Here is a 22,136-nt window from a genome sequence, read left to right as displayed (position 1 = left end):
AGAGTCATCCATGTTAAGCCGCACAGCCGATTGCCTATATTGGATGGCTCGTTACACCGAGCGTGCAGAAAATACTGCCCGTATGCTGGATGTCAATCATCAAACCTCTTTACTTCCGCAACCAGCAGAATTTTTAGAGCAGAGCTGGAAAAAGTTACTCACGATTTCTAAATTAGAAACAGACTTCTTGAGTAAATACGATGTCGTTAATCGCGAGAATGTGCTGGATTTCATGATTTATGAAACCAGCAATCCCTCCAGCATCGTTTCTTGTCTGTATGCTGCGCGTGAGAATGCTCGAGTGATCCGAGGAAAAATCACCTCTGAGGTTTGGGAAACTCAAAACACGACCTGGCTTGAGCTTCAACACATCCTTGAGGCCAGAGACCAAGCAGACCCGAGTCGTCTACTCGATTGGGTTAAGCACCGCTGCCACCTTTTTCGTGGAGTCATGTATGGCACGATGCTGAAAAATGAGGCCTTTTACTTTATTAATATCGGCACCCTCTTGGAGCGTGCCGATAATACCGCCCGTATCCTAGAAACAAAATATGAATATCAGGTCAGCTTAAAAGAGTTGAAGGCTCAAAAAGCGGGTGACGATAATGAAGATAATGGAAGCTTTTTTGATTTCTACCACTGGGCAGCTCTATTACGCTCTGTCTCCGCTTTTGAAATCTATCGTCAGATTTACTCTGACCAAGTAGTGCCAAAACAAGTGGCTCAATTATTGATCTTCAATAAACAAATGCCGCGCTCACTAGTCAGCTGCGTCAATGAATTAATTCCCTTAATTTCTGAAGTTAAAAATCAGCAATCCAAAGAAATTGAGCGGCTGCTTGGAAAGCTTAAGGCAAGCATGGATTATTCTGATATTGATGAGGTGTTTTCACAAGGCCTGGAGGAGTTTATTGAATCCTTCCTCGAAAAAATTAACCATATTGCCGATGAGTTCAGTACTGCATACTTGATTCCATTGGCCTCGAATTAAACAAAACTATGCATTTAAAGATCCGCCATCGCACTGAGTATCGCTACGAAACACCTGTACGCTACTCCATTCAGGAACTCCGTCTGACCCCTCCGCAAACTGCGGGGCAGAAGATTGAGCGCTGGAAGCTTGGTACGCCAATTAAGGCGAGCAATTCACTAGATGCTTTTGGCAACCTCTGCAATATCTTTGTCCAGGAAAGTCCCTATACCTCAATGATGATTGAGGCCGAGGGTGAGATCTATACCCAGGATGCCTACGAATTCATTGATGCTCCAAAAGCCGTATCCCCTTTCTACTTGCTTCAGCAGACCCATTTGACAGAGCCCACTCCCGAAATGCTGTCTTTCTTCGAGAAGCATCTGCCAAAGAAAAATACAACTGAAGCAGTTCTTAAACTGGCGAGTGCTGTACAAGATACGATTGCATATCGTCCTGGTGAAACCAATTTTGCTACCACTGCGGCCCAATCCTTTGCCTTGAAATCTGGAGTTTGTCAGGATCACGCCCATGTCATGTTGGGTCTTTGTAGGGCTTCCGGCATTCCTGCCCGCTATGTCAGTGGCTATTTCTTTGCCGAGGAATCCCCTAATCTTGCCAGCCATGCCTGGATCGATTTTTGTAGTGATATCGAACATGGCATCTGGCAAAGCGTTGATATCACGCATGCCTGTTTAGTTGATGCTAGGCATATCCGCTTAGCTATCGGGCGCGACTATTACTCTGCTGCCCCCGTGAAAGGGGTGCGTTCTGGTGGTGGCGGAGAAGAGCTCAGTGCCAGTATTTCGATACAGCAGATCACCTACGAGCCCCTCTCTCTATCTTAGGCGATAATCCTCAAAAATCATTTTAGGAATTTTGCTATGACGTATTGCGTGGGGCTATGTTTAAAAGATGGTCTAGTATTTTTGTCTGATACGAGAACCAATGCTGGTGTCGATCAAATTGGCACCTTTCGCAAAATGGCCCTCTTTCAAAAAGACCAAAATCGTTTTTTTGCATTGATGAGCGCAGGTAACCTCGCAATTAGCCAAGCAGTAAAAGAAATTTTGCTCCAAGGCCAGTTATTTGATGGTATCAATTTATGGAATGCACAAAGCTGTCATGACGCAGCTGTGGTAGTTGGAGAGGCTGTCAAACAAGTATATGAGAGGGACAACGAAGCCCTGACAAAGGCTGGAATTGAATTTAATTGCAACTTCATCTTTGGTGGACAAGTTAAAGGTGAGCGTCCTCGTCTTTTTAATGTTTACTCCGCAGGCAATTTCATCGAGGCAACACCTGAGACACCTTACTTCCAAATTGGTGAATCCAAGTATGGCAAACCCATTCTGGATCGCGTGATTACATTTGATACCCCGCTGAATCTGGCGACGAAGTGCGCCCTCATCTCGATGGACTCCACCCTGAAAAGTAATATCTCGGTTGGTCTACCGCTGGATTTATTGGTATACGAAAAGAATGCCTTGAAGGCCAGCAAGCTTGTAACCATCGATGATGCCAATCCCTATTTCGAGATGATTCATAAGCTCTGGGGCGAAAAACTTCGCGCCGCCTTTAATGCCATTGTTGAGCCTAGCTGGAATAATTCAGGTCGTGGACCATCCATTACCGCCCCAACCAAAAAAATGGGACCGGTGCCAGTGCATAAGCGCCTACAAAAAAGTGTGTCACCTGCCAAGCCAATCCAGAAGTCAAAGCCGCCAGTAAAGAAGAATGTAGCAAAAAAGGCGACCACCAAGGCAAAAGCCTAAGATAGTCGCCTGTTGGCTCTAAGGTAAGACTTACTGCTTGCCCAACATCTCCCATGTAGCTACAACGCTATCTGGATTGAGGGAAATAGAAGTAATGCCTTTAGCAACCAACCACCGAGCAAAGTCTGGGTGATCAGAAGGTCCTTGACCACAAATACCGACGTATTTGTTTTGCTTACGGCAGGCGTCAATGGAGCGCGCAATCATGAACTCAACCGCAGGATCGCGTTCATCAAAGTCAATCGCCAATAACTCCATGCCAGAATCTCGATCCAAACCGAGTGTGAGCTGAGTCATATCATTTGAACCAATGGAGAAGCCATCGAAATACTCGAGGAACTCATCAGCCAAAATCGCATTGGAAGGAATCTCGCACATCATGATGAGGCGCAAGCCATTGACGCCGCGCTTGAGACCAAACTTCTCCATCATGCTAATCACGCGTTGTGCTTGCTTGATCGTTCTTACGAATGGCACCATGATCTCAACGTTATCCAAGCCCATATCTTCACGGACCCGTTTCATGGCGGCGCACTCTAAGGCAAATGCTTCACCGAAATCTTCTGAGACGTAACGTGAGGCGCCTCGGAAACCGAGCATTGGGTTTTCTTCATCAGGCTCATAACGTGATCCGCCAATCAGCTTCTTGTACTCATTGGATTTGAAGTCGGACAAACGCACGATGACAGGCTTGGGATAGAAAGCAGCAGCAATAGTGGCTACACCCTCGACAAGTTTGTCCTCATAGAACGCTCTTGGACTTGCATAACCCCGTGCCACACTTTCAACTGCACGCTTGAGGTCAGGATCGACATTAGGATATTCCAAGACTGCGCGGGGATGAACGCCAATGTAGTTATTAATAATGAACTCAAGACGCGCGAGTCCGACACCCGCATTCGGGATTTGGCAGAAATCAAATGCCAGCTGGGGGTTGCCGATATTCATCGTGATCTTGACTGGGATCTCAGGCAAAGCGCCACGAGAAACTTCAGTTACTTCAGTTTCAATCAGACCATCATAAATATGACCCTCGTCACCTTCAGCACAAGATACCGTCACCACCATGCCATCTTGGAGTTGATCAGTAGCATCGCCGCAACCCACCACTGCGGGAACACCTAACTCACGCGCAATAATCGCGGCGTGACAAGTACGACCGCCACGATTGGTCACAATCGCAGAAGCGCGCTTCATGACTGGCTCCCAATTGGGATCGGTCATATCGGCAACCAATACATCGCCAGGCTGAACACGATCCATTTCACTAGGATCACGAATGATGCGGACTGGACCGGCACCAATCTTTTGACCGATCGCACGGCCCTTAGCCAACACCTTTGAGCTACCTTTGAGCTTGTAACGCATTTCTACTTGGCCAGCAGCTTGGCTCTTCACTGTCTCAGGACGAGCCTGCAGAATATATATTCGGCCATCTTGACCATCTTTGCCCCACTCGATATCCATTGGACGACCGTAGTGTTTTTCAATGATGACAGCATACTTGGCCAACTCGGTGATATCGGAATCTTCCAAAGAAAAACGATTGCGCTTCTCTGGAGAGACATCGACAGTAACTACTTTTTCTGCTGAACCGGCGGGAGCAAATTGCATCTGGATCAGCTTTGATCCTAATGAGCGACGGATAATTGCTTTTTTATCTTTAGCCAGTGTGGTCTTGAAGACATAGAACTCATCCGGGTTTACAGCGCCTTGAACAACGGTCTCACCCAAGCCATAACTTGAAGTAATGAAGACCACATCTTCAAAACCCGATTCGGTATCCAAGGTAAACATCACGCCGGCCGCACCTAAGTCTGATCGCACCATCCGCTGAATACCAGCAGATAAAGCAACTTCAGCATGGGCAAATCCCTTGTGAACCCGATAGGAAATCGCACGATCGTTATAAAGCGAAGCGAAGACTTCACGAATCTTCTTTAAAACATCGTCAATCCCTTCGACGTTCAAGAAAGTTTCTTGTTGACCAGCAAATGAAGCATCTGGCAGATCCTCTGCAGTCGCTGAAGAGCGGACTGCAAAAGAGCCCTTCCCGGATTCATCAAGCTTCTTAAAGGCGACCCGAATTTCTTCATCTAGACGGGGCTGAAAAGGGGCAGTCTCAATCCAGTGACGAATCTCTGCGCCCGCTTCAGCTAAAGCACGAACATCATCAATATTCAGATGCTCTAAACGCTGCTGAATTCTCTCGGTGAGATTGTTATGCTGCAAGAAATCACGAAAGGCCAATGCAGTAGTGGCAAAACCGGTGGGTACACGTACCCCGGTACTTGCCAATTGTGAAATCATTTCCCCTAAGGAGGCATTCTTACCGCCGACAGATTCAACGTCGGTCATGCGGAGTTGCTCAAAAGGTAAAACGTAGGCTTGCGCCAAACTGCTATTTTCATGCTGTTGGTTGGACATAAAATACTCTCTAAGGATAAGGAAACTGGTCGAGCGGCCGCATAAAGTACGGCATACTTCACTAACGTATTATTGTAGTGCTGACACCGACCCAAAGACCCAAAATCATGTCCACCGAATCCCGCATCGTTTTCATTGTTTCAGACGGTACCGGCATTACCGCCGAGAACTTCAGTCAATCGATTTTGGCTCAATTTGAGGCCACTTTTAGACAAGTTCGCGTCCCTTTTGTGGATAACATTGAAAAAGCCCATGAGGCGGTTAGCAGCATTAATCAGGCGGCGTCTAAGTATGGTGTGCAACCCATTGTTTTTACTACCTTAGTTAACCCAGAGCTCAATGCAATTGTCGGAAAAGCCAATGGCCTGATTTTGGATATGTTTCAGACCTTTGTGGCGCCCCTTGAACAAGCCTTAGGCATCAAGTCCACCCATGCCATGAACCGACTACACCACAATGCGGACACAGCGGCTTATAAAAACCGGATTGAGGCGATTAATTATTCATTAGCGCACGATGACGGACAGTCCAATCTCAAACTCACCGAGGCTGATGTCATCTTGGTCGGCATCTCTCGCGTGGGCAAGACCCCAACCAGTCTCTATTTGGCTATGCAATATGGCCTGAAAGCCGCAAACTATCCCCTCATTCCAGAGGATTTTGAGCGAGGGCAATTACCAAAGGACTTGCTCCCTTATCGCCAGAAAATTTTTGGACTCATGATTGATGCTGAGCGTCTTTCAGAAATCCGCAATGAACGGCGTCCAGGTAGCAACTATGCCAAGCTAGAAAATTGTCGTTATGAAATTAATGAAGCAACAGCGATGCTCAAGAAAGAGTCTATTCCTTGGGTCAGCACCACCAGCAAATCCATCGAAGAAATCGCCACTACAGTCTTGCAAGCAATTAAGGCCGATAAAACTATCCTGGGCTAAGACTCAGCTTCGACGAACTCTGAGGGTTTCAAACAAGCAAACTGCTGCCGCAGTAGAAACATTTAGAGACTCTACTCTGGGGTCAATCGGAATCGATACCGTTTTGGCTTGCGCCAATATTTCTGCTGAAACCCCCTGTCCTTCACTACCCATCACCCATGCGACTGGTTTTTGTAGCGTGCTATGGATTTGATACAAGTCACTTTGTCCATTTGCACTAGTCGCCAGCAGTGGCGCCTCAATGGCGCTCAACATTTGTTGATTAGACCAACCCTCATGAAGCTCCAATAAACGATGTGCGCCCATGGCAGCTCTCAAAACCTTACTAGACCAAAGATGCGCTGTGCCAGATAAGGCTAACACCTGAGTAAAGCCTGCGGCAGCTGCGGTTCGCAATATCGATCCAACATTGCCTGCATCCTGAATTCGATCCAAGATCAACACGTCGCCACTCAGTGTTGAGATGGCTCCTGGATTGAGTATTGATGTCGGCAAGGACAATAATCCCGCCAAGTGTGGCGCATTGACCAATTCACTCAATAGATCCCATAGCTTGGCATCCAATAGATACACCTTAGTATCTGGACATGCTTCAAGATGGTTCGATAGCACCTCAGCAATTTCAGGATTCATCATGCCCTGCTCGGAGGTGAATAGCGTCTTCAGTGCTGGATCCCCCGCCCAGGTCTGGATTAAATGAATCCCTTCTAATATGGCCTGCCCGCTTGCAAGTCTTGCTTTTTGCCCTTTGGCACCAGCAGCCTGCAGTAAGCGCAACTCTTTAAACAGCGAATTTTCTTTGGAGCTAATCGGTTCCAGATTCATTTGGCAGATCCTTCCAGCACAGTGCGTACTGGAGAGAAGGTTTTACGGTGTTCGTGGCATGCTCCATGCTGCTTGAGAGCCGCAAAGTGTACTTCGGTTGGATAGCCCATGTGCTGCGCAAATCCATATTGCGGATAAAGCTCATGCAGGCTTTGCATTTGGCGATCGCGAGTCACTTTTGCCAAGATGGAGGCAGCTGAGATTGCGGGCTCTTTTGTATCACCCTTCACAATCGCTTCCGCTGCAATCGGCAATTGAGGACAGCGATTGCCATCGATTAAGGCTTTGTCTGGCCACTGACCAAACCGCCTCACAAGATCTTCCACAGCCCTCTGCATCGCCAGCATACTAGCTTGCAGAATATTTATTTCATCAATCTCTGTGGAACTGGCTTCACCAATTCCCCAAGCTTTTGCTTTAAGCATGATTTCTGCGTAGAGCGACTCGCGCCTTGTTGGAGACAGTTTCTTAGAATCTTTTAAACCCAAAATAGGTTGAAGCGGATCAAGGATCACTGCTCCAGCTACTACAGAACCCACCAAGGGGCCACGCCCCGCTTCATCAACGCCACAAATCCAGATTGCGCTCATATTGATGTTGCTTTGGTCTGTTTGAATTTAATTTCTTGAGCTACAGCTTGTGCCACCAAAAGGCCGGTTGGTCTGCGCAAGGTTTCATGCATCTGGGCAAAGCGGCTTTGTAATTGAGTGACCTTAGCAGGATGATCTAGCCAGGCCATTAAAGCCTTTGCGAGGGCATCTGGGGTTGCCTCATTTTGTAAAAGTTCAGGCACAACAAACTCGCCACAGAGGATATTTGGCAAACCCACGTAAGGAAGATATCCTTGACGCTTCATGATTTGCCCAGTCAACCAAGGTACTTTATATGAAATCACCATGGGTTTTTTCCAAAGCGCTGCTTGCAAAGTAGCGGTACCGCTGGCAATCAGCACTACATCCGCAGCCTCTAGTACTAAGTCAGCCTGTCCATCGATCAGATAAATCTGAATATCAGGATATTGATTTTGTAATTGGGATTTGAGAGTTTCTAGGGGAGCTCGCAAGCGAGCCGTTGCCACTGGAATTAAAAAATGGAGCGCTTGACCTTTTAGCTTATTTGCTAAAACAGCCATAGTCTCAAAGAATACAGGGGCAATGAATTCAATCTCGGATGCACGACTGCCAGGAAGCACGGCGACTACAGTCCCAGCGAGTTTATCTGGACTAAAGTGCATCAATTGAGAGAGCTTTTGCCTTGCGCCCGTGATATCAGGCTGCAACGGAATATCGCTTGCCAGAGGATGACCAACATAAGTGGCAGCAATGCCAGCACGCTCATAAATCTCAGTTTCAAAGGGGAAGATGCACAGCATACGATCAACTGCTTTGGCAATCTTTTTAATACGTCCCGCCCGCCATGCCCAGATTGATGGTGATACAAAATGCAGAGTCGGAATGCCCGCTTCGCGCAATTGCATTTCAACACCCAGGTTAAAGTCAGGAGCATCAATGCCTAAGAAGATATCGGGCCGATTCGAGGTCAGCAAAGAATGAACCAATGCTTTACGAATTTTTAAGATCGCTGGCAGTTGTTTAAGAGCTTCAACATAGCCGCGAACGCTCAAAGTCTCCATTGGCCAATCGGAACGAAACCCTTGGGCCTGCATGAGCGGGCCGCCAATTCCATACATCTCGAGACCCGCCATATCTGGAATTTGATTTAAAGCACTCAGCACTGGTGCTGCCAGTAAATCACCAGAGGGCTCACCAGCAACGCAAGCTAATTTGGGCAAGTCACTTTACCGAATGATGCCGCGGGTAGATGCGGCAATAAAGTCATGAAACTCAGAAAGCTTCTCTGCTGTTGCTGGATCGGTCGCATGATTGCTCACCATCTTTTGCAGTTCCACCTTTGCCTCTTCAAAGCTTAAGCCATCCTTGTATAAGGTTTTATAAGCTTGTCGTAATGCAGAAATTGTTTCGCTTGAGAAACCACGGCGCTTAAGACCTTCGACATTAATACCGTGTGGGGTTGCTTTGTCTCCTGCCGCAATCACAAACGGTGGAATGTCCTGAACTAAGGCGGATGCGCCACCCAGCATGACGTGCTGACCAATCCGCACAAACTGATGTACTCCAGACATGCCACCCATAATGGCCCAATCATTGACCTGTACATGTCCAGCGATCTGGGCATTACTTGAAAAAATAGTGTGGTTACCAATTTGACAATCATGTGCAATGTGCACATAAGCCATGATCCAGTTATCGTTTCCGATGCGGGTAATACCAGCATCTTGCGCTGTACCTGTATGAATCGTCGTGAACTCACGGATGGTATTGCGATCGCCAATGATGAGTTGCGTAGGCTCGCCACGGTACTTCATATCTTGGGGAGCTCCACCGATTGCCGCAAAGCTAGCAATATGATTGTCTTTACCGATAGTCGTGTGACCTTCGATGACAGTATGAGAGCCGATCTTACTGCCTGCGCCAATCTTGACGTTTGGGCCAATAACGCAATATGGACCGAGCTCTACGTTCTGAGCCAGCTCAGCTTTTGGGTCGACGATTGCTGTCGCATGAATCAAACTCATTACGCACCTTTCGAACGAACTGCGCAAGTAATGTTTGCTTCTGCAGCAAGCTCTCCATCCACTGTAGCCTGGACCTGAAACTTATAAATACCTGCCCGCTCACGCTCCAACGTAGCTGTCATGATGAGTTGATCACCAGGCAATACGGGTTTTTTGAAGCGTGCACCATCAATACCCGCAAAGTAGTAAACCGCATCTTCAGCACGCTCTTCTGAAAAAGTCAGCAGCGCAGCTGTTTGAGCCAAGGCCTCGATGATCAGTACCCCAGGCATTACCGGGAAATCCGGAAAATGCCCCTGAAAGAATGGCTCGTTCATGGTGACATTCTTGAGAGCAGTAATACTCACGCGGGGAGTAATTTCTAATACGCGGTCTACCAATAAAAATGGGTAGCGATGCGGCAACAACTTTAATATTTTGTTGATGTCGATTCCAGTTGATTTACTCATAATTTACCCGATTCAAAACAATTCAATCTACAGCTTAGTTATCACTTTTCTTTTGTTCTAAGAAACGCAAGCGTTGCCGTATTTTATCTAGACCGCGCAAGATGGCGGCATTTTTCTCCCAGGCGCTATGCAACATAGAAGGATAAACCCCCGTAAAGTGCTGCCCTGGCTCATTTATAGAGCGAATGATAGAAGTATTGCCCGAAACTGTCGTTCTATCGGCAATAGTCAAGTGTCCCGCAAAATTGGCTGCGCCACCAATAATGCAAAAGTTGCCGATTTTGGTGCTACCTGAGATAGCCGCACATCCAGCAATCACGCAGGCCTTACCAATAATGACATTGTGTGCGATTTGCACTTGATTGTCGATCTTAGTGCCCGAGCCAATTTCTGTATTTACCATCGCACCACGATCAATCGTAGTGGAGGCGCCAATTTCGACATCGCTCCCAATCCGAACGCCACCCGTTTGGGGGATCTTCACCCACTCGCCGCCATTGGCAGAAAAATCCGGTGCAAAACCAAAGCCATCAGAACCAATGACTGCGCCACTATGAATAATGCAACGCTCGCCAAGGTGAACATTGTGATAGACGGAGACTTGTGGATATATAAGACTGTCTGCGCCAATCTTGCTGTTTTCGGCAATCGCTGTATTTCCTAAAATACAAACCCGCTCACCCAACTGCACCCCTGGTCCAATTTGAACAAAGGGCCCAATATGGCAAGAGACTGGTACCTGAGCAGAGGGATCTATCACAGCACTAGCGTGAATACCGGCTGAATATTTTGTTGCCGACACCTTAGCAAAGAACTGCGCTATTTTGGCAAAGGTCGCGTAGGGATTATTGGATATGAAGTAAACCCGATTTGGGTTTTGACTTTGAGTCTGATCTTTTAAGAAATCAAAATCCGTTTGGCTCAAAATTAATGCGCCAGCAGAGCTCTCTATTGCCTCTTGGCGGTATAGTGGATTGGATAAAAAACCAATCTGGGTTGATTGCGCTCGCTCCAATGGGGCAAGGCTATCAAATGTGAGAGAGCCCTCCCCCACCAAGCTCACTTGAAACTGTTTGGCCAGCTCGATGGCGGTGGGCATAAAACTTATTTAGAGTTATTTAAGGCCTTGATGACATCATCGGTAATATCGGACTTAGGGCTAACATAGGCCGCTTCTTGAACAATGACATCAATCTTCCGCTGCTCGGCAATTTGCTTTAACACCAGATTTGCTTTTTCAGCAATCTTGGCGCGCTCTTCAAAGGTACGCTGATTTAAATCTTCCGTGAACTCACGTTGCTTACGCTGTAGTTCACGATCTTGGTCAGCAAGCTCACGCTGACGACGAATGCGGTCAGCTTCAGACATCACGGCGGCATCGCGATCCAGCTTCTCGGCAGCGGATTTAATCTTTTGCGCGCTGTCACGCAAATCATTCTGACGCTTAGTGAATTCATTTTGCAAACGCGTCTGCATTGCTTTCGCCAAGTTGGATTCATTAAACACTTTTTCTGAGTTAACAACGGCGACCTTTGTGCCAACCTCTTGAGAAAAAGCTTGCGGTAAGCAAATGATGGATACAAAAGTAACAAGACTTAATGAAATCCATTTAGAAGAGTGAGAGAGCTTCATAAAACTTTCCTTAACAATTAAAACGCAGTACCGACCTGGAACTGCAACCGCTGAATATTATCAGTTGGCTGAGATTTTATTGGAATGCCATAGCTAAATTTCAAGGGGCCAAGTGGTGATATCCATGATATACCTACACCGTAAGAATACCTCAACACCAGGTTGATATTCTCGCCAAAGGCGTTACCGCCATCCACGAAGGTAAACATCCGCAGCGTTTTCTCAGTGCCAGACCCTGGCACAGGCACTGTGTACTCTACGTTTGTAACAATCTTCGACTGGCCGCCCGTAGGTTGATAGGTGCCATATGTGGTGTTGTAGTAGGTTGGGCCAAGTGAGCCTGGAGCATAGCCACGCACTGATCCAATACCGCCAACATAGTAATTCTTGGTAATTGGGAATGGGTAAGCGCCGTAGGCCTGGCCGTAACCGACCTCGCCATTGAAAGACAGGATATTTGCTTTACTGAAAGAGTGGTACTTTTGATATTGGCCATACACTCGGTAATAAGTCATATTCCCGGCTGGTGTTCCCACCTCCGAAGACAATTGCTGCAAAGAACCTTCAGACGGAATCAAGGCACTGTCTCTGCCATCGCGCGCCCAGCCAACTGTCAAAGGTACGTTATAAGTATTTAAAGTCCCAGGATAGCCAGGTGATGCAATACCATATGACTGAGCATAATTTAAATAAGGCTGCGGAGTATTTACAGTGGTATTAATTTGGAAGGCCTCCAATGCCGTTCCATAAAAAACTCTATCAACTTCGCTATAAGGTACGCCGAATTTTAAATCAGTTCCAATGGATTTAATCTGATAATCCGGATCACCAGTGTAGTAAAGGGGCTTGGAAGTGCGGTAGTAAACGTCGCTAAAGCGACTGATGCCATCTTCCGTGAAATAAGGGTCATAGTTAGAGAGCGCCAAGCTTTGGTTCACTTTACCCAATGAGGCATTTAAGCCAATGGATTGACCGGTTCCAAAGGCATTATCTTGATTAATACCAGCAGTCAAAATTACCTTTTCAGTACTGGAGTAACCAGCACCCAAAGAAACGGCTCCGGTGGGCTTTTCCTTAACGTCGACATTAACGTCGACCTGATCTGGGGAACCAGGTACATCCTGGGTGGTTACGTTATTTTCAGTAAAGTAGCCAAGACGACCTAAACGTTTTTTTGATAACTCAATCTTGTCGCCATCGAACCAAGAGCTTTCGAACTGGCGCATTTCTCTACGAATAACAACATCTCGGGTTTTTGCATTCCCAGAAATATTCACTTGGCGAACATAAACCCTACGTCCAGGATCAACCACTAGGGTCAAATCTACTTCGCTTTGTTCACGACGGATGTCAGGCTGGGGATTAATGGTGGCGAAAGCGTAGCCATAAAAGCCCAGCAAGTCGGCAATCGCTTTAGTACTCTCGGTTAATTTTGCAGAGGAAAAAGTATCTCCGGGCTTGAGTTGAACCAATTGCATAAACTCAGCCTCTTTCCCCAGCAGTTCGCCTGCAAAGCTGACTTTACTTACCGTAAATTTCTGACCCTCTTTAATGCTAATCGTCAGATAAATTGATTTTTTATCTGGTGTGATTGAGACTTGCGTTGAGTCAATGACAAACTCAAGATAACCACGATTCAAATAGTAAGAGCGGATCGTTTCAAGATCTGCCGTGAGTTTTTGCTTGGAGTAGAGATTATCTTTGGTATACCAAGATAACCAGCTACCGGTTCTGAGTTGCATCAAACCCGTTAAGGTACTTTCACTAAATACCTTGTTGCCAATGAAATTGATTTCTTGAATCTTGGCTACCGGGCCTTCATCAATATTGAAATAAATAGCCACTTGATTGCGTTCAACCGGTGTCACGGTCGCCACCACTTCAGCTGCGTACAATCCTTTGCTAACATACTGGCGTTTGAGCTCTTGCTCAGCCTTATCTATCAGTGCTTTGTCATAAAAACGGGCTTCTGCTACGCCAACTGACTTGAGGGACTTGCGAACGATCTCTTGATCGAACTCTTTCATGCCAGTAAATTCGATACGGGAAATCGTTGGACGCTCCTCCACAATCACAATCAGGACATCGCCCTGAGCTTGGATCTGAACGTCCCTAAAAAAGCCTGTTTCATACAGAGTACGAATTGCGTCAGCCCCTTTTTCATCAGTGAAGGTATCGCCAACCTGAACGGGCAAATAACTAAAAACAGTCCCTGGCTCCACGCGCTGAAGACCCTCAAGTCGAATGTCTTTAATCACAAAAGAGTCAGAAGCTTGGGCACTCAGGCAGACACTAGCTAGAACCAGTGCAACTAGTGCAGCAAATCGGGCAAACCGAGAGAAAAAAGGATTCAGATGGATCAAGGCGAAAAATAGCGTTGTAAATCATTAAACAAGGCCAAAAGGGAAATGGAAATCAGCAAGATAAAGCCCAATTTCTGGAACTGCTCCTGCAAAGTAGTCGAAATCCGCTTCCCAGAGACCAACTCCCATGCATCATACAGGAGCTGACCCCCGTCTAGCATTGGCAAGGGCACCAAATTCAGCAGGCCAATACTAATGCTCAAAATCGACAAAAATGCTAGGTAAGCCTGCCAACCTAGTTGAGCTGTCTTCCCTGCCATATTGGCAATACTGAGAGGTCCTCCGAGCTGTTTTAGAGAGCTCTCTCCAGTCAATAAACCCCCCATTAGCCTCAATGAGACTTTGCTGATCAAATAAACCCGCTTGGTGGCATATACCCAGGCGCTAAAAGGATCTAATTTAAGGTTCAAGTATTCAGAAACTGGCGGTATTACTGGAAGAATGCCAAGCTGTGAAAAAGGGTCCTCCGAAGAAGACATCGAAGGTAATTGGGAAGATAAAAATTCAGTCGTAAATTGCCGTCCCGAGGCATCCTGCACCCTCAATACAAAGCCCTCTTTTGAAGTAATGGCATCCATCACATTCCAGCGGAGCGCATTCCAACTGATCACAGGCTCAAAATCGTTGTCGGCTTGCATACGCCAAGCTAGGACTTGATATCCTTGGGTAATACCTAAACTCGCAGCAATGGAATCTGCTGGAGGTGCCTGCAAGCGCGCTGGTAATTGAACTACTCCAGCAACGTAAATAGTCGTTAATAGAAAGACAGCTAAGATGAAATTTGCCAAGGGGCCTGCGAAGACAATCAGTGCTCGTTGCCATAGTGGCTTGGTATCAAAAGCTTGGCTTTGCTCTGATTGCTGAATGGTTTGTTGAGGATCTCTGCCATCCAAAAGCCTGACATAACCACCCAAAGGAATCGGGGCCAATGTCCACTCTGTGGCGGAATGTCTTGATTTGAAAACGAATAAGGGCTTGCCAAAGCCGAGTGAAAATCGTAACACCTTGACACCGCATAGGCGAGCAGCCAAAAAATGGCCGAACTCATGAAAGCAAACCACAATGCAGAGGGTTAGCAAAAATGCTGCGAAGGTAATCAATGCCTGCAAAGGAATGCCCTCATTAGGAACGCAGACGCTGAATCACATCAACAGCCATGGTTCTTGCTTTAGCATCCGCCTCCAGAATATCTTCGAGTGAGCTCGTAACTGTAGGCTCAATGCCATTGAGTACCCGCTCTACCACCTCCGATATCTGCGAATACCCGAGCGCATTATCTAAAAATGCTGCGACTGCAATCTCATTGGCCGCATTCAATACCGCTGGAGCTAGCCCACCCTGCTTACCCGCCTGAAATGCCAGCGACAAACAAGGGAAACGCAGAAGATCAGGTTCCGTAAAATTGAGGGCAGTCAATTGAGTCAAACTCAATGGTTCAACGCCTGCAACAATGCGGTCGGGCCAGGCAAGTCCATAAGCAATAGGTGTTCGCATATCGGGCTGACCCATCTGAGCAATCACTGAGCCGTCGCAATAGCGCACCATCGAGTGCACCACACTTTGTGGATGAATCAGGACCTGAATTTTCTCAATGGGTAAACCAAATAACCAATAAGCCTCGATGACTTCCAACCCCTTATTCATCATCGTGGCAGAGTCGACAGAAATCTTTTTACCCATGACCCAATTTGGATGGGCACAGGCCTGCTCGGGGGTTACTTGGCCCAACTCAGTGAGAGGCGTGTTTCTGAATGGTCCGCCAGAAGCGGTTAACCATAGCTCTTCAACACCGTGGTGCAGGCTTGGACTTTTTGAAAAATGGACAGGCAAACATTGAAAGATCGCATTATGTTCACTATCAATGGGCAGCAATGCTCCACCACCTTCGTGCATTGCATCCATAAATAACTTGCCGGACATGACGAGCGCTTCTTTATTAGCAAGCAATACTCTTTTGCCGGCCTTAGCAGCGGCCAAAGTGGGCAGCAAGCCTGCCGCCCCTACGATTGCTGCCATTACGGTATCACAATCCGATTCGAGCACCGCAGAAATCAAGGCTTCTGATCCATATAAAACGGTAGTGCTGATTTGCTTTGCTAAAAGAAGTTCAGAAAGTTTTTTAGCTGATGAGGCATCACCAACTACTGCAAGTCGCGGTTTGAACTCAATACACTGCTCTGCCAAGCGCTCGACTTGTTTTGCTGCTGTGAGGGCAACGACTTCGAATCGCTCGGGATGCGCCCGAATCACATCCAAGGTATTCGTACCAATGGAGCCAGTGGACCCTAAAATAGTGACACGCTGTTTACTGCTCATAAAAATCCCATCAGCAGAACTGCAATCGGCATTACAGGGATTAATGCATCAACCCGATCTAATACGCCACCATGTCCTGGCAATAAATGACTACTGTCTTTGACTCCAGCCAACCGTTTGAGTTGAGATTCAAATAAATCCCCAAAGATGCTGAGGCAAGTTAAAGCAGTGACCATTAAAAACATGGGCAACCAACCAAAGCGATATGCCCAAACGCCAAATAAAGTCACTGTAGGTGCTAAATAGAAAGCGCATAAGCCCGCATAAACATAGCAAAGGGCAAGGCCTCCAAGAGCGCCTTCGATTGATTTACCAGGACTAATTTCTGGGGCAAGACGGCGCTTCCCAAATGCCTTCCCAAAAAAGTAAGCGCCAATATCCGCAATCCAAACCAGTGCCATGGTCGATAACAGAAACAACAAGCCGATTTCGCGCAGGAACATGACTGAAAACCAAGTTGCTGGGAGCAAAACAAGGCCCAAGACAAAATAGGGAACTGACCATTTTTGGAAATTGATCTTCAGGCCCTTAGATAAGAGCAAGGGGGCAATTAGCAACCAGAAGATACCGGCAGTAGACATGAGAGCGAATGGCCCCAAAGGTTGATGCAAGATCATTAAGCCAGCAATGATCAGCAGACAAGCGCCGGCATTCAAATACGCCAGCCAAGGTCGATGAGGAAATACTAATCGACTCCACTCCCATGCGGAGGCCATTACGAGTAATAAGAAAAACCCGCCTAAATAAACAGGGGGTAGCATAAACAAAACTGCCAGCAGAATCATGAGCAGAATGATTGCTGTAATGACTCGAGTTTTTAGCATTTGAAAGTTTGCAAAGTTTTAAACCGCATCACTCATGCTCTGAGACATTACTTGCGCACTAGTCCTGCCAAAGCGCCGTTCGCGTTGACTAAACCATTCGAAAGATTTCTGAAGTTCGATTTCGTCAAAGTCTGGCCATAAAACGTCTGTGAAATACAGTTCTGTGTATGCAAGTTGCCAGAGCAAAAAATTACTTACCCGTTGCTCACCACCTGTACGAATGAATAAGTCCGGCTCAGGGGCATAGGACATCGACAGGAAAGGCTGAATCAACTCTTCGCTCACCTGCTCTGGTTTTAAGTGAGGATGGGCAATAAGACATTTGCGCATCGCTTGCAAGATATCCCAGCGGCCACCATAGTTAGCAGCAATCGTAAATGTGAGCGCCTGACAGTGAGCCGTTTTTTCCTCAGAAAATGAGACCATCTTCTGAATGTCAGAATCAAAGCGCTCTAAGTCCCCTATTAACTTGAGACAAATATCGTTTTCAGCCAAACGAGTCACTTCACCTTTTAAAGACTTCAAAAAGAGTTTCATCAAAAAGCCAACTTCTTCAGGTGGTCGACGCCAGTTCTCTGAGCTAAAAGCAAAAACCGTTAAGTACTCCACGCCGAGACGACGGCACTCTGCAACAATTTTGCGAACTGCAGTTAGGCCTTCGGAATGCCCTGCTACTCTGGGCATATGTCGCTTGCTAGCCCAGCGCCCATTGCCATCCATAATGATTGCAACATGGCGTGGAACAGCGCTGACCTCTGGGATCGCCAGGGTAGAGCTCGTGTGCTGGGTCATCTATAAGTAATAAGAAGATTGAAAAGAATCGGTCTTAAACCGTCATGATCTCTTTTTCTTTATCAGCAATAATCTTATCGACATCGACTACGGCTTTATCTGTCATCTTCTGAATTTCATCAGTTGCACGACGTTCTTCATCCTCAGAAATCTCTTTATCTTTGGTTAAGCGTTTGAGATGTTCGTTTGCATCACGACGTAAATTTCGTACTGCAATCTTAGTCTCTTCACCCTCAGATTTAACGACCTTAGTGAGCTCACGCCGACGCTCTTCAGTAAGGGCAGGCATTGGCACGCGAATCACGGTGCCTTGTGAGGCTGGATTTAATCCTAAATCAGAATCACGAATCGCCTTCTCAATTGCGGCAACCATCGTTTTTTCAAAAGGCTGAACATTAATCGTGCGCGCATCAGCTAAGCCTAAGCTGGCGACCTGACTTAAGGGCGTGGGATTACCGTAGTAGTCGACTTGAATGTGCTCCAAAATTCCAGGGTTTGCACGACCCGATCGGATTTTGGCTAAATTGGTTTTTAAAGCCTCGAGAGACTTTTGCATCTTTTGATCAGTATTGGTTTTAATTTCTGCTGCAGACATCCGACCTCCTGTTAAACGTGTACTAAGGTACCCTCTGACTCACCTTGAACCACCCGCATCAATGCGCCTGGTTTGAGAATCGAGAATACTTTGATAGGCAACTTGCGATCGCGGCAAAGTGCAAAGGCAGTAGCATCCATCACCTGTAAATTTTTGATAAGTGCCTCATCAAATGTAATGGTTTTATAGAGAGTTGCGCTAGGATCCTTCATAGGATCAGCGCTGTAGATACCGTCAACCTTAGTGGCCTTGAGCATGACTTCCACACCCATTTCAGCGCCTCGTAATGCTGCAGCAGTATCGGTAGTAAAGAATGGATTTCCGGTACCAGCAGCAAAAATCACGACTTTGCCCTCACCCATTGCCCGAATTGCTCGCGGACGAATGTAAGGCTCAACAACTTGGTCCATTCTCAAAGCGGATTGCACGCGAGCCTCGACCCCTTTTTGACGCAAGGCATCTTGTAGGGCCAAAGAATTCATCATCGTAGCCAGCATGCCCATGTAGTCGGCAGTAGCGCGATCCATACCAGCAGCACCGCCTGCTACACCGCGGAAGATGTTACCGCCACCGATTACGATTGCTAACTCGACACCGCTATTGACCACTTGAGCAATTTCGCCAACCATGGCATCAATCGTCGCTGGATTGATACCAAAGGCATCATCCCCCATCAAGGCTTCACCAGATAGTTTTAAGAGCACTCTTTTGTAGGCTGGCATTTTTTTCTATCTTCCGTATTAACTAAGTCGGCACTGAACTTAGCTTATTGATCTTTAAGTGTTTTTATATCTCGGAAAGATTATAAAGGGCTTAGCAAGGATCAAAGAAAAGGGCATAGAAACGCGGTTTCCATGCCCTTTGGATACTACAGCTAAGCCTGATAGGGCTAAGCCTGATTACCGAGATTAAGCAGTGGCTTTGGCAGCAGCAACCTGAGCTGCAACTTCAGCAGCAAAGTCATCTTGGCGCTTCTCAATGCCCTCACCTACAACGAACATCGTAAAGCCTTTGATGGTCGAGTTGGCTGCTTTGAGCATTTGCTCAACAGTTTGCTTATCGTTCTTCACGAAAGTCTGATTCAATAAAGAAACCTCTTTGAGGTATTTCTGAATTGAACCTTCAACCATCTTTTCAACAATCTCTGGTGGTTTGCCTGATTCAGCGGCTTTTTGCACAGCGACACTGCGCTCCACAGCAATCGACTCAGCAGGAACGTCAGCCATTGATAAAGCGATTGGTTTCATGGCAGCAATATGCATTGCTACATCCTTCGCAGCAGTCTCATCACCTTCAAATTCAACCATGACACCAATGCGGGTGCCGTGGAGATAAGAAACCAATTGATTGCTGCCAGCAAAACGCTTGAAACGACGTGGCATGATGTTTTCGCCAATCTTGCCAATCAAGGCGCTACGTACTTCATCAACCGTAGAACCATTCATTGGTAATGCCAATAAAGCAGTGACGTCAGCAGGATTGTGCTCAGCAATCAACTTCACGCACGCATTAGCAAAGGCTAAGAAATCATCATTCTTAGAGACGAAATCGGTTTCGCAGTTCACTTCAAGCAAGGCGCCAGTAGTGCCATTGATGAATGAAGCCACGATACCCTCAGCAGTGACACGGGAAGCGGCTTTACCGGCTTTGCTACCAAGCTTTACACGCAGAATCTCTTCTGCTTTAGCCATATCGCCATCAGCCTCAGTCAGAGCCTTCTTGCACTCCATCATGGGTGCGTCAGTTTTGGCGCGTAATTCGCCAACCATTGCAGCGGTAATAGCGGCCATTAGTCTGCCTTCCCTTCTTCAACAAACTCTTCTTCGCCTTCTTTAGCGGCAATCAAAATTTCTTGAACTGCATTTGCTCTACCTTCGAGAATCGCATCAGCAACACCACGTGCATACAAGGTTACCGCTTTGCTGGAGTCATCGTTACCCGGAATGATGTAATCAATTCCTTCTGGAGAGTGATTGGTATCCACAACTGCAATAACAGGAATACCAAGTTTGTTCGCTTCAGTAATCGCAATCTTGTGATAACCGACGTCAACTACAAAAATCGCATCGGGTACGCCATTCAAATCTTTAATACCGCCCAAAGCTTTTTGCAACTTGTCGAGATCACGATCATTCGTCAAAGCTTCTTTCTTAGAAAGCTTTTCCCAATCACCCGCCTCTTTAGCAACTTCCATATCTTTTAAGCGCTTGAGGGAACCTTTAACGGTTTTGAAATTGGTGAGCGTGCCACCCAACCAACGGCTGTCGATGTAGGGCATGCCTGCACGAGTTGCTTCTTCAGCAATGATTTCGCGAGATTGACGCTTGGTACCAACAAATAAAATGGTGCCACGATTAGCGGAAACTTGTTTGACAAATTTCAGGGCGTCCTGAAACATTGGCAAAGTTTTTTCCAAGTTGATAATGTGGATCTTGTTGCGATGACCGAAAATATAAGGGGCCATCTTTGGGGACCAGAAACGGGTTTGGTGGCCAAAATGGCAACCGGCTTCCAGCATTTGACGCATAGTCACTGACATGTAATTCTCCTAAGGGTTGGTTCTAAAGTTAAGTCCTAGCTGCGCTCAAAAGCGCCACCCTGGAAGGCTTAACTCGCTATTTCAGATCACTTTGGGCTATTTTTAATGAGTCCAGACTGACTTGAGACCGAAATTATAGCTTAAATATCAAGCCTCTAGCAAGGTTTAGCTCACCCCCAATGATGTCTGAGTGGGTTTTGAGCCTCAAAATTGGGCAAATTGGCCCAACCAAAGCAAGGCAAGTCGTTGATAATCAAGGCATGAATAGCGTATTTACAGCAGAAAAAGATATCCAAGGCATGCGGGAAGCAGGCCGTTTAGCGAGCGAAGTTTTAGACCACGTCGCTCCTCACGTCAAGGCCGGGGTCAGCACTGCTGAACTTGATCGAATTTGTCATACCTATATGCGGGATGTACAAAAGACGATTCCTGCTCCACTCAATTACCAGCCACCTGGCTACCCGCCCTTTCCGGCATCCATCTGCACTTCAGTCAATGATGTGATTTGTCATGGCATTCCAGGAGAGAAGATTCTCAAGACTGGTGACGTTGTCAATTTAGATATCACTGTGATTACCCCCGATGGTTACTACGGCGATACCAGCCGCATGTTTATGGTGGGGGAAGTTTCCGTCATGGCAAAACGCTTAACCCAAATTACCTTTGAATGCATGTGGCTTGGTATTGCGCAAGTAAAACCTGGCGCCTCGCTTGGGGACATTGGCCATGTGATTCAAGCGCATGCTGAAAATGCGGGCTACTCTGTTGTTAGGGAATATTGTGGCCACGGCATTGGCAAAGTGTTTCATCAGGACCCCCAAATCTTGCACTACGGTCGCCCTGGAACTGGTGAGAAATTAGAGCAAGGCATGACTTTCACTATTGAGCCAATGATCAACGCTGGGCGTCGCGAAATCCGGACCATGCCTGATCAGTGGACGGTTAAAACAAAAGATCGAAGTTTGTCTGCCCAGTGGGAGCACACTCTCTTAGTCACAGCAACTGGAGTAGAGGTCCTCACTTGGTCAGCAGGAAGTAACCCTCCCCCCGATTGCGTCAAAGGTCTCGTGTTTAGGCCTGAAACCGCCATCGCATAGT

Annotated in this window: 22 protein-coding genes; 5 read left to right on the top strand and 17 right to left on the bottom strand. The window is 46.8% G+C overall.

The window, feature by feature from the left end; genetic code table 11:
* Nucleotides 1-10 precede the first annotated feature (10 nt).
* From AOC06_RS03080 to AOC06_RS03070, 3 genes are read left to right on the top strand one after another with little or no spacing between them, the layout of a single operon-like run.
* Nucleotides 11-991 (top strand): alpha-E domain-containing protein, encoded by a 981-nt coding sequence (locus AOC06_RS03080; protein WP_215381144.1) that lies wholly within the window; start codon nucleotides 11-13, stop codon nucleotides 989-991.
* An 8-nt stretch (nucleotides 992-999) separates the two neighbouring features.
* Nucleotides 1,000-1,818 (top strand): transglutaminase family protein, encoded by an 819-nt coding sequence (locus AOC06_RS03075; protein ID WP_215278989.1) that lies wholly within the window; start codon nucleotides 1,000-1,002, stop codon nucleotides 1,816-1,818.
* A 36-nt stretch (nucleotides 1,819-1,854) separates the two neighbouring features.
* Nucleotides 1,855-2,745, top strand: coding sequence for a proteasome-type protease (locus AOC06_RS03070; RefSeq protein ID WP_215381142.1), 891 nt, complete (start codon nucleotides 1,855-1,857; stop codon nucleotides 2,743-2,745).
* A 30-nt stretch (nucleotides 2,746-2,775) separates the two neighbouring features.
* Here AOC06_RS03070 and ppsA read toward each other — a convergent pair whose 3' ends face one another.
* Nucleotides 2,776-5,172: a phosphoenolpyruvate synthase gene (ppsA, locus tag AOC06_RS03065; RefSeq protein ID WP_215381140.1), complete on the bottom strand. Its 2,397-nt coding sequence runs from the start codon at nucleotides 5,170-5,172 to the stop codon at nucleotides 2,776-2,778.
* Between the two features lie 107 nt (nucleotides 5,173-5,279).
* Here ppsA and ppsR point away from each other — a divergent pair, with 107 nt between their 5' ends.
* Nucleotides 5,280-6,107 carry a posphoenolpyruvate synthetase regulatory kinase/phosphorylase PpsR gene (gene ppsR, locus AOC06_RS03060; protein ID WP_215381138.1) on the top strand — a complete coding sequence of 276 codons (828 nt, stop codon included), beginning with the start codon at nucleotides 5,280-5,282 and terminating at the stop codon, nucleotides 6,105-6,107.
* Nucleotides 6,108-6,110: 3 nt separating this feature from the next.
* Here the strand turns inward: ppsR and AOC06_RS03055 are convergent, their stop codons facing one another.
* The 16 genes from AOC06_RS03055 to rpsB form a co-directional block, all read right to left on the bottom strand.
* Nucleotides 6,111-6,932, bottom strand: a complete 822-nt coding sequence (locus tag AOC06_RS03055) for a TrmH family RNA methyltransferase (RefSeq protein ID WP_215381136.1) — start codon at nucleotides 6,930-6,932, stop codon at nucleotides 6,111-6,113.
* Nucleotides 6,929-7,522, bottom strand: a complete 594-nt coding sequence (gene rnhB / locus AOC06_RS03050) for a ribonuclease HII (protein WP_215381134.1) — start codon at nucleotides 7,520-7,522, stop codon at nucleotides 6,929-6,931. The genes AOC06_RS03055 and rnhB overlap by 4 nt, the downstream gene beginning before the upstream one ends.
* Nucleotides 7,519-8,724 carry a lipid-A-disaccharide synthase gene (gene lpxB, locus AOC06_RS03045; protein WP_215381132.1) on the bottom strand — a complete coding sequence of 402 codons (1,206 nt, stop codon included), beginning with the start codon at nucleotides 8,722-8,724 and terminating at the stop codon, nucleotides 7,519-7,521. Before lpxB ends, rnhB begins: the two co-directional genes overlap by 4 nt.
* Nucleotides 8,725-8,730: 6 nt before the next feature.
* Nucleotides 8,731-9,528, bottom strand: coding sequence for an acyl-ACP--UDP-N-acetylglucosamine O-acyltransferase (gene lpxA / locus AOC06_RS03040; protein ID WP_215381130.1), 798 nt, complete (start codon nucleotides 9,526-9,528; stop codon nucleotides 8,731-8,733).
* Nucleotides 9,528-9,977, bottom strand: coding sequence for a 3-hydroxyacyl-ACP dehydratase FabZ (gene fabZ / locus AOC06_RS03035; protein ID WP_112203565.1), 450 nt, complete (start codon nucleotides 9,975-9,977; stop codon nucleotides 9,528-9,530). Before fabZ ends, lpxA begins: the two co-directional genes overlap by 1 nt.
* A 34-nt stretch (nucleotides 9,978-10,011) precedes the next feature.
* Nucleotides 10,012-11,076: a UDP-3-O-(3-hydroxymyristoyl)glucosamine N-acyltransferase gene (lpxD, locus tag AOC06_RS03030; protein ID WP_215381128.1), complete on the bottom strand. Its 1,065-nt coding sequence runs from the start codon at nucleotides 11,074-11,076 to the stop codon at nucleotides 10,012-10,014.
* 5 nt (nucleotides 11,077-11,081) lie between these two features.
* Nucleotides 11,082-11,609 (bottom strand): OmpH/Skp family outer membrane protein, encoded by a 528-nt coding sequence (locus AOC06_RS03025; RefSeq protein WP_215381126.1) that lies wholly within the window; start codon nucleotides 11,607-11,609, stop codon nucleotides 11,082-11,084.
* 17 nt (nucleotides 11,610-11,626) lie between these two features.
* Nucleotides 11,627-13,969, bottom strand: a complete 2,343-nt coding sequence (gene bamA / locus AOC06_RS03020) for an outer membrane protein assembly factor BamA (RefSeq protein ID WP_439650692.1) — start codon at nucleotides 13,967-13,969, stop codon at nucleotides 11,627-11,629.
* Nucleotides 13,969-15,081 carry a M50 family metallopeptidase gene (locus AOC06_RS03015; RefSeq protein WP_215381125.1) on the bottom strand — a complete coding sequence of 371 codons (1,113 nt, stop codon included), beginning with the start codon at nucleotides 15,079-15,081 and terminating at the stop codon, nucleotides 13,969-13,971. Before AOC06_RS03015 ends, bamA begins: the two co-directional genes overlap by 1 nt.
* Before the next feature lie 13 nt (nucleotides 15,082-15,094).
* A complete protein-coding gene (gene ispC, locus AOC06_RS03010; protein WP_215381122.1) occupies nucleotides 15,095-16,288 on the bottom strand; it encodes a 1-deoxy-D-xylulose-5-phosphate reductoisomerase in 1,194 nt (397 codons plus the stop codon).
* Nucleotides 16,285-17,112: a phosphatidate cytidylyltransferase gene (locus AOC06_RS03005; RefSeq protein ID WP_215381118.1), complete on the bottom strand. Its 828-nt coding sequence runs from the start codon at nucleotides 17,110-17,112 to the stop codon at nucleotides 16,285-16,287. Before AOC06_RS03005 ends, ispC begins: the two co-directional genes overlap by 4 nt.
* A gap of 18 nt (nucleotides 17,113-17,130) precedes the next feature.
* Entirely contained in the window at nucleotides 17,131-17,904 is a 774-nt protein-coding gene (gene uppS / locus AOC06_RS03000; protein ID WP_215381116.1) for a polyprenyl diphosphate synthase, read from the bottom strand.
* Between the two features lie 34 nt (nucleotides 17,905-17,938).
* Nucleotides 17,939-18,499 carry a ribosome recycling factor gene (frr, locus tag AOC06_RS02995; protein ID WP_215335417.1) on the bottom strand — a complete coding sequence of 187 codons (561 nt, stop codon included), beginning with the start codon at nucleotides 18,497-18,499 and terminating at the stop codon, nucleotides 17,939-17,941.
* Between the two features lie 11 nt (nucleotides 18,500-18,510).
* Nucleotides 18,511-19,221 (bottom strand): UMP kinase, encoded by a 711-nt coding sequence (gene pyrH, locus AOC06_RS02990; protein ID WP_215335416.1) that lies wholly within the window; start codon nucleotides 19,219-19,221, stop codon nucleotides 18,511-18,513.
* 186 nt (nucleotides 19,222-19,407) lie between these two features.
* Entirely contained in the window at nucleotides 19,408-20,289 is an 882-nt protein-coding gene (gene tsf, locus AOC06_RS02985) for a translation elongation factor Ts (RefSeq protein WP_215352726.1), read from the bottom strand.
* Nucleotides 20,289-21,038 (bottom strand): 30S ribosomal protein S2, encoded by a 750-nt coding sequence (rpsB, locus tag AOC06_RS02980; protein WP_215335414.1) that lies wholly within the window; start codon nucleotides 21,036-21,038, stop codon nucleotides 20,289-20,291. The genes tsf and rpsB overlap by 1 nt, the downstream gene beginning before the upstream one ends.
* A gap of 260 nt (nucleotides 21,039-21,298) precedes the next feature.
* On the opposite strand from rpsB, the gene map reads away from it, so the two are divergent.
* A complete protein-coding gene (gene map, locus AOC06_RS02975) occupies nucleotides 21,299-22,135 on the top strand; it encodes a type I methionyl aminopeptidase (protein ID WP_215381739.1) in 837 nt (278 codons plus the stop codon).
* Nucleotide 22,136: the final 1 nt, after the last annotated feature.

This window comes from Polynucleobacter paludilacus, assembly GCF_018687595.1.
In the GTDB taxonomy this organism is placed as follows: domain Bacteria; phylum Pseudomonadota; class Gammaproteobacteria; order Burkholderiales; family Burkholderiaceae; genus Polynucleobacter; species Polynucleobacter paludilacus.
This window is presented reverse-complemented; position numbering and strand designations above follow the sequence as displayed.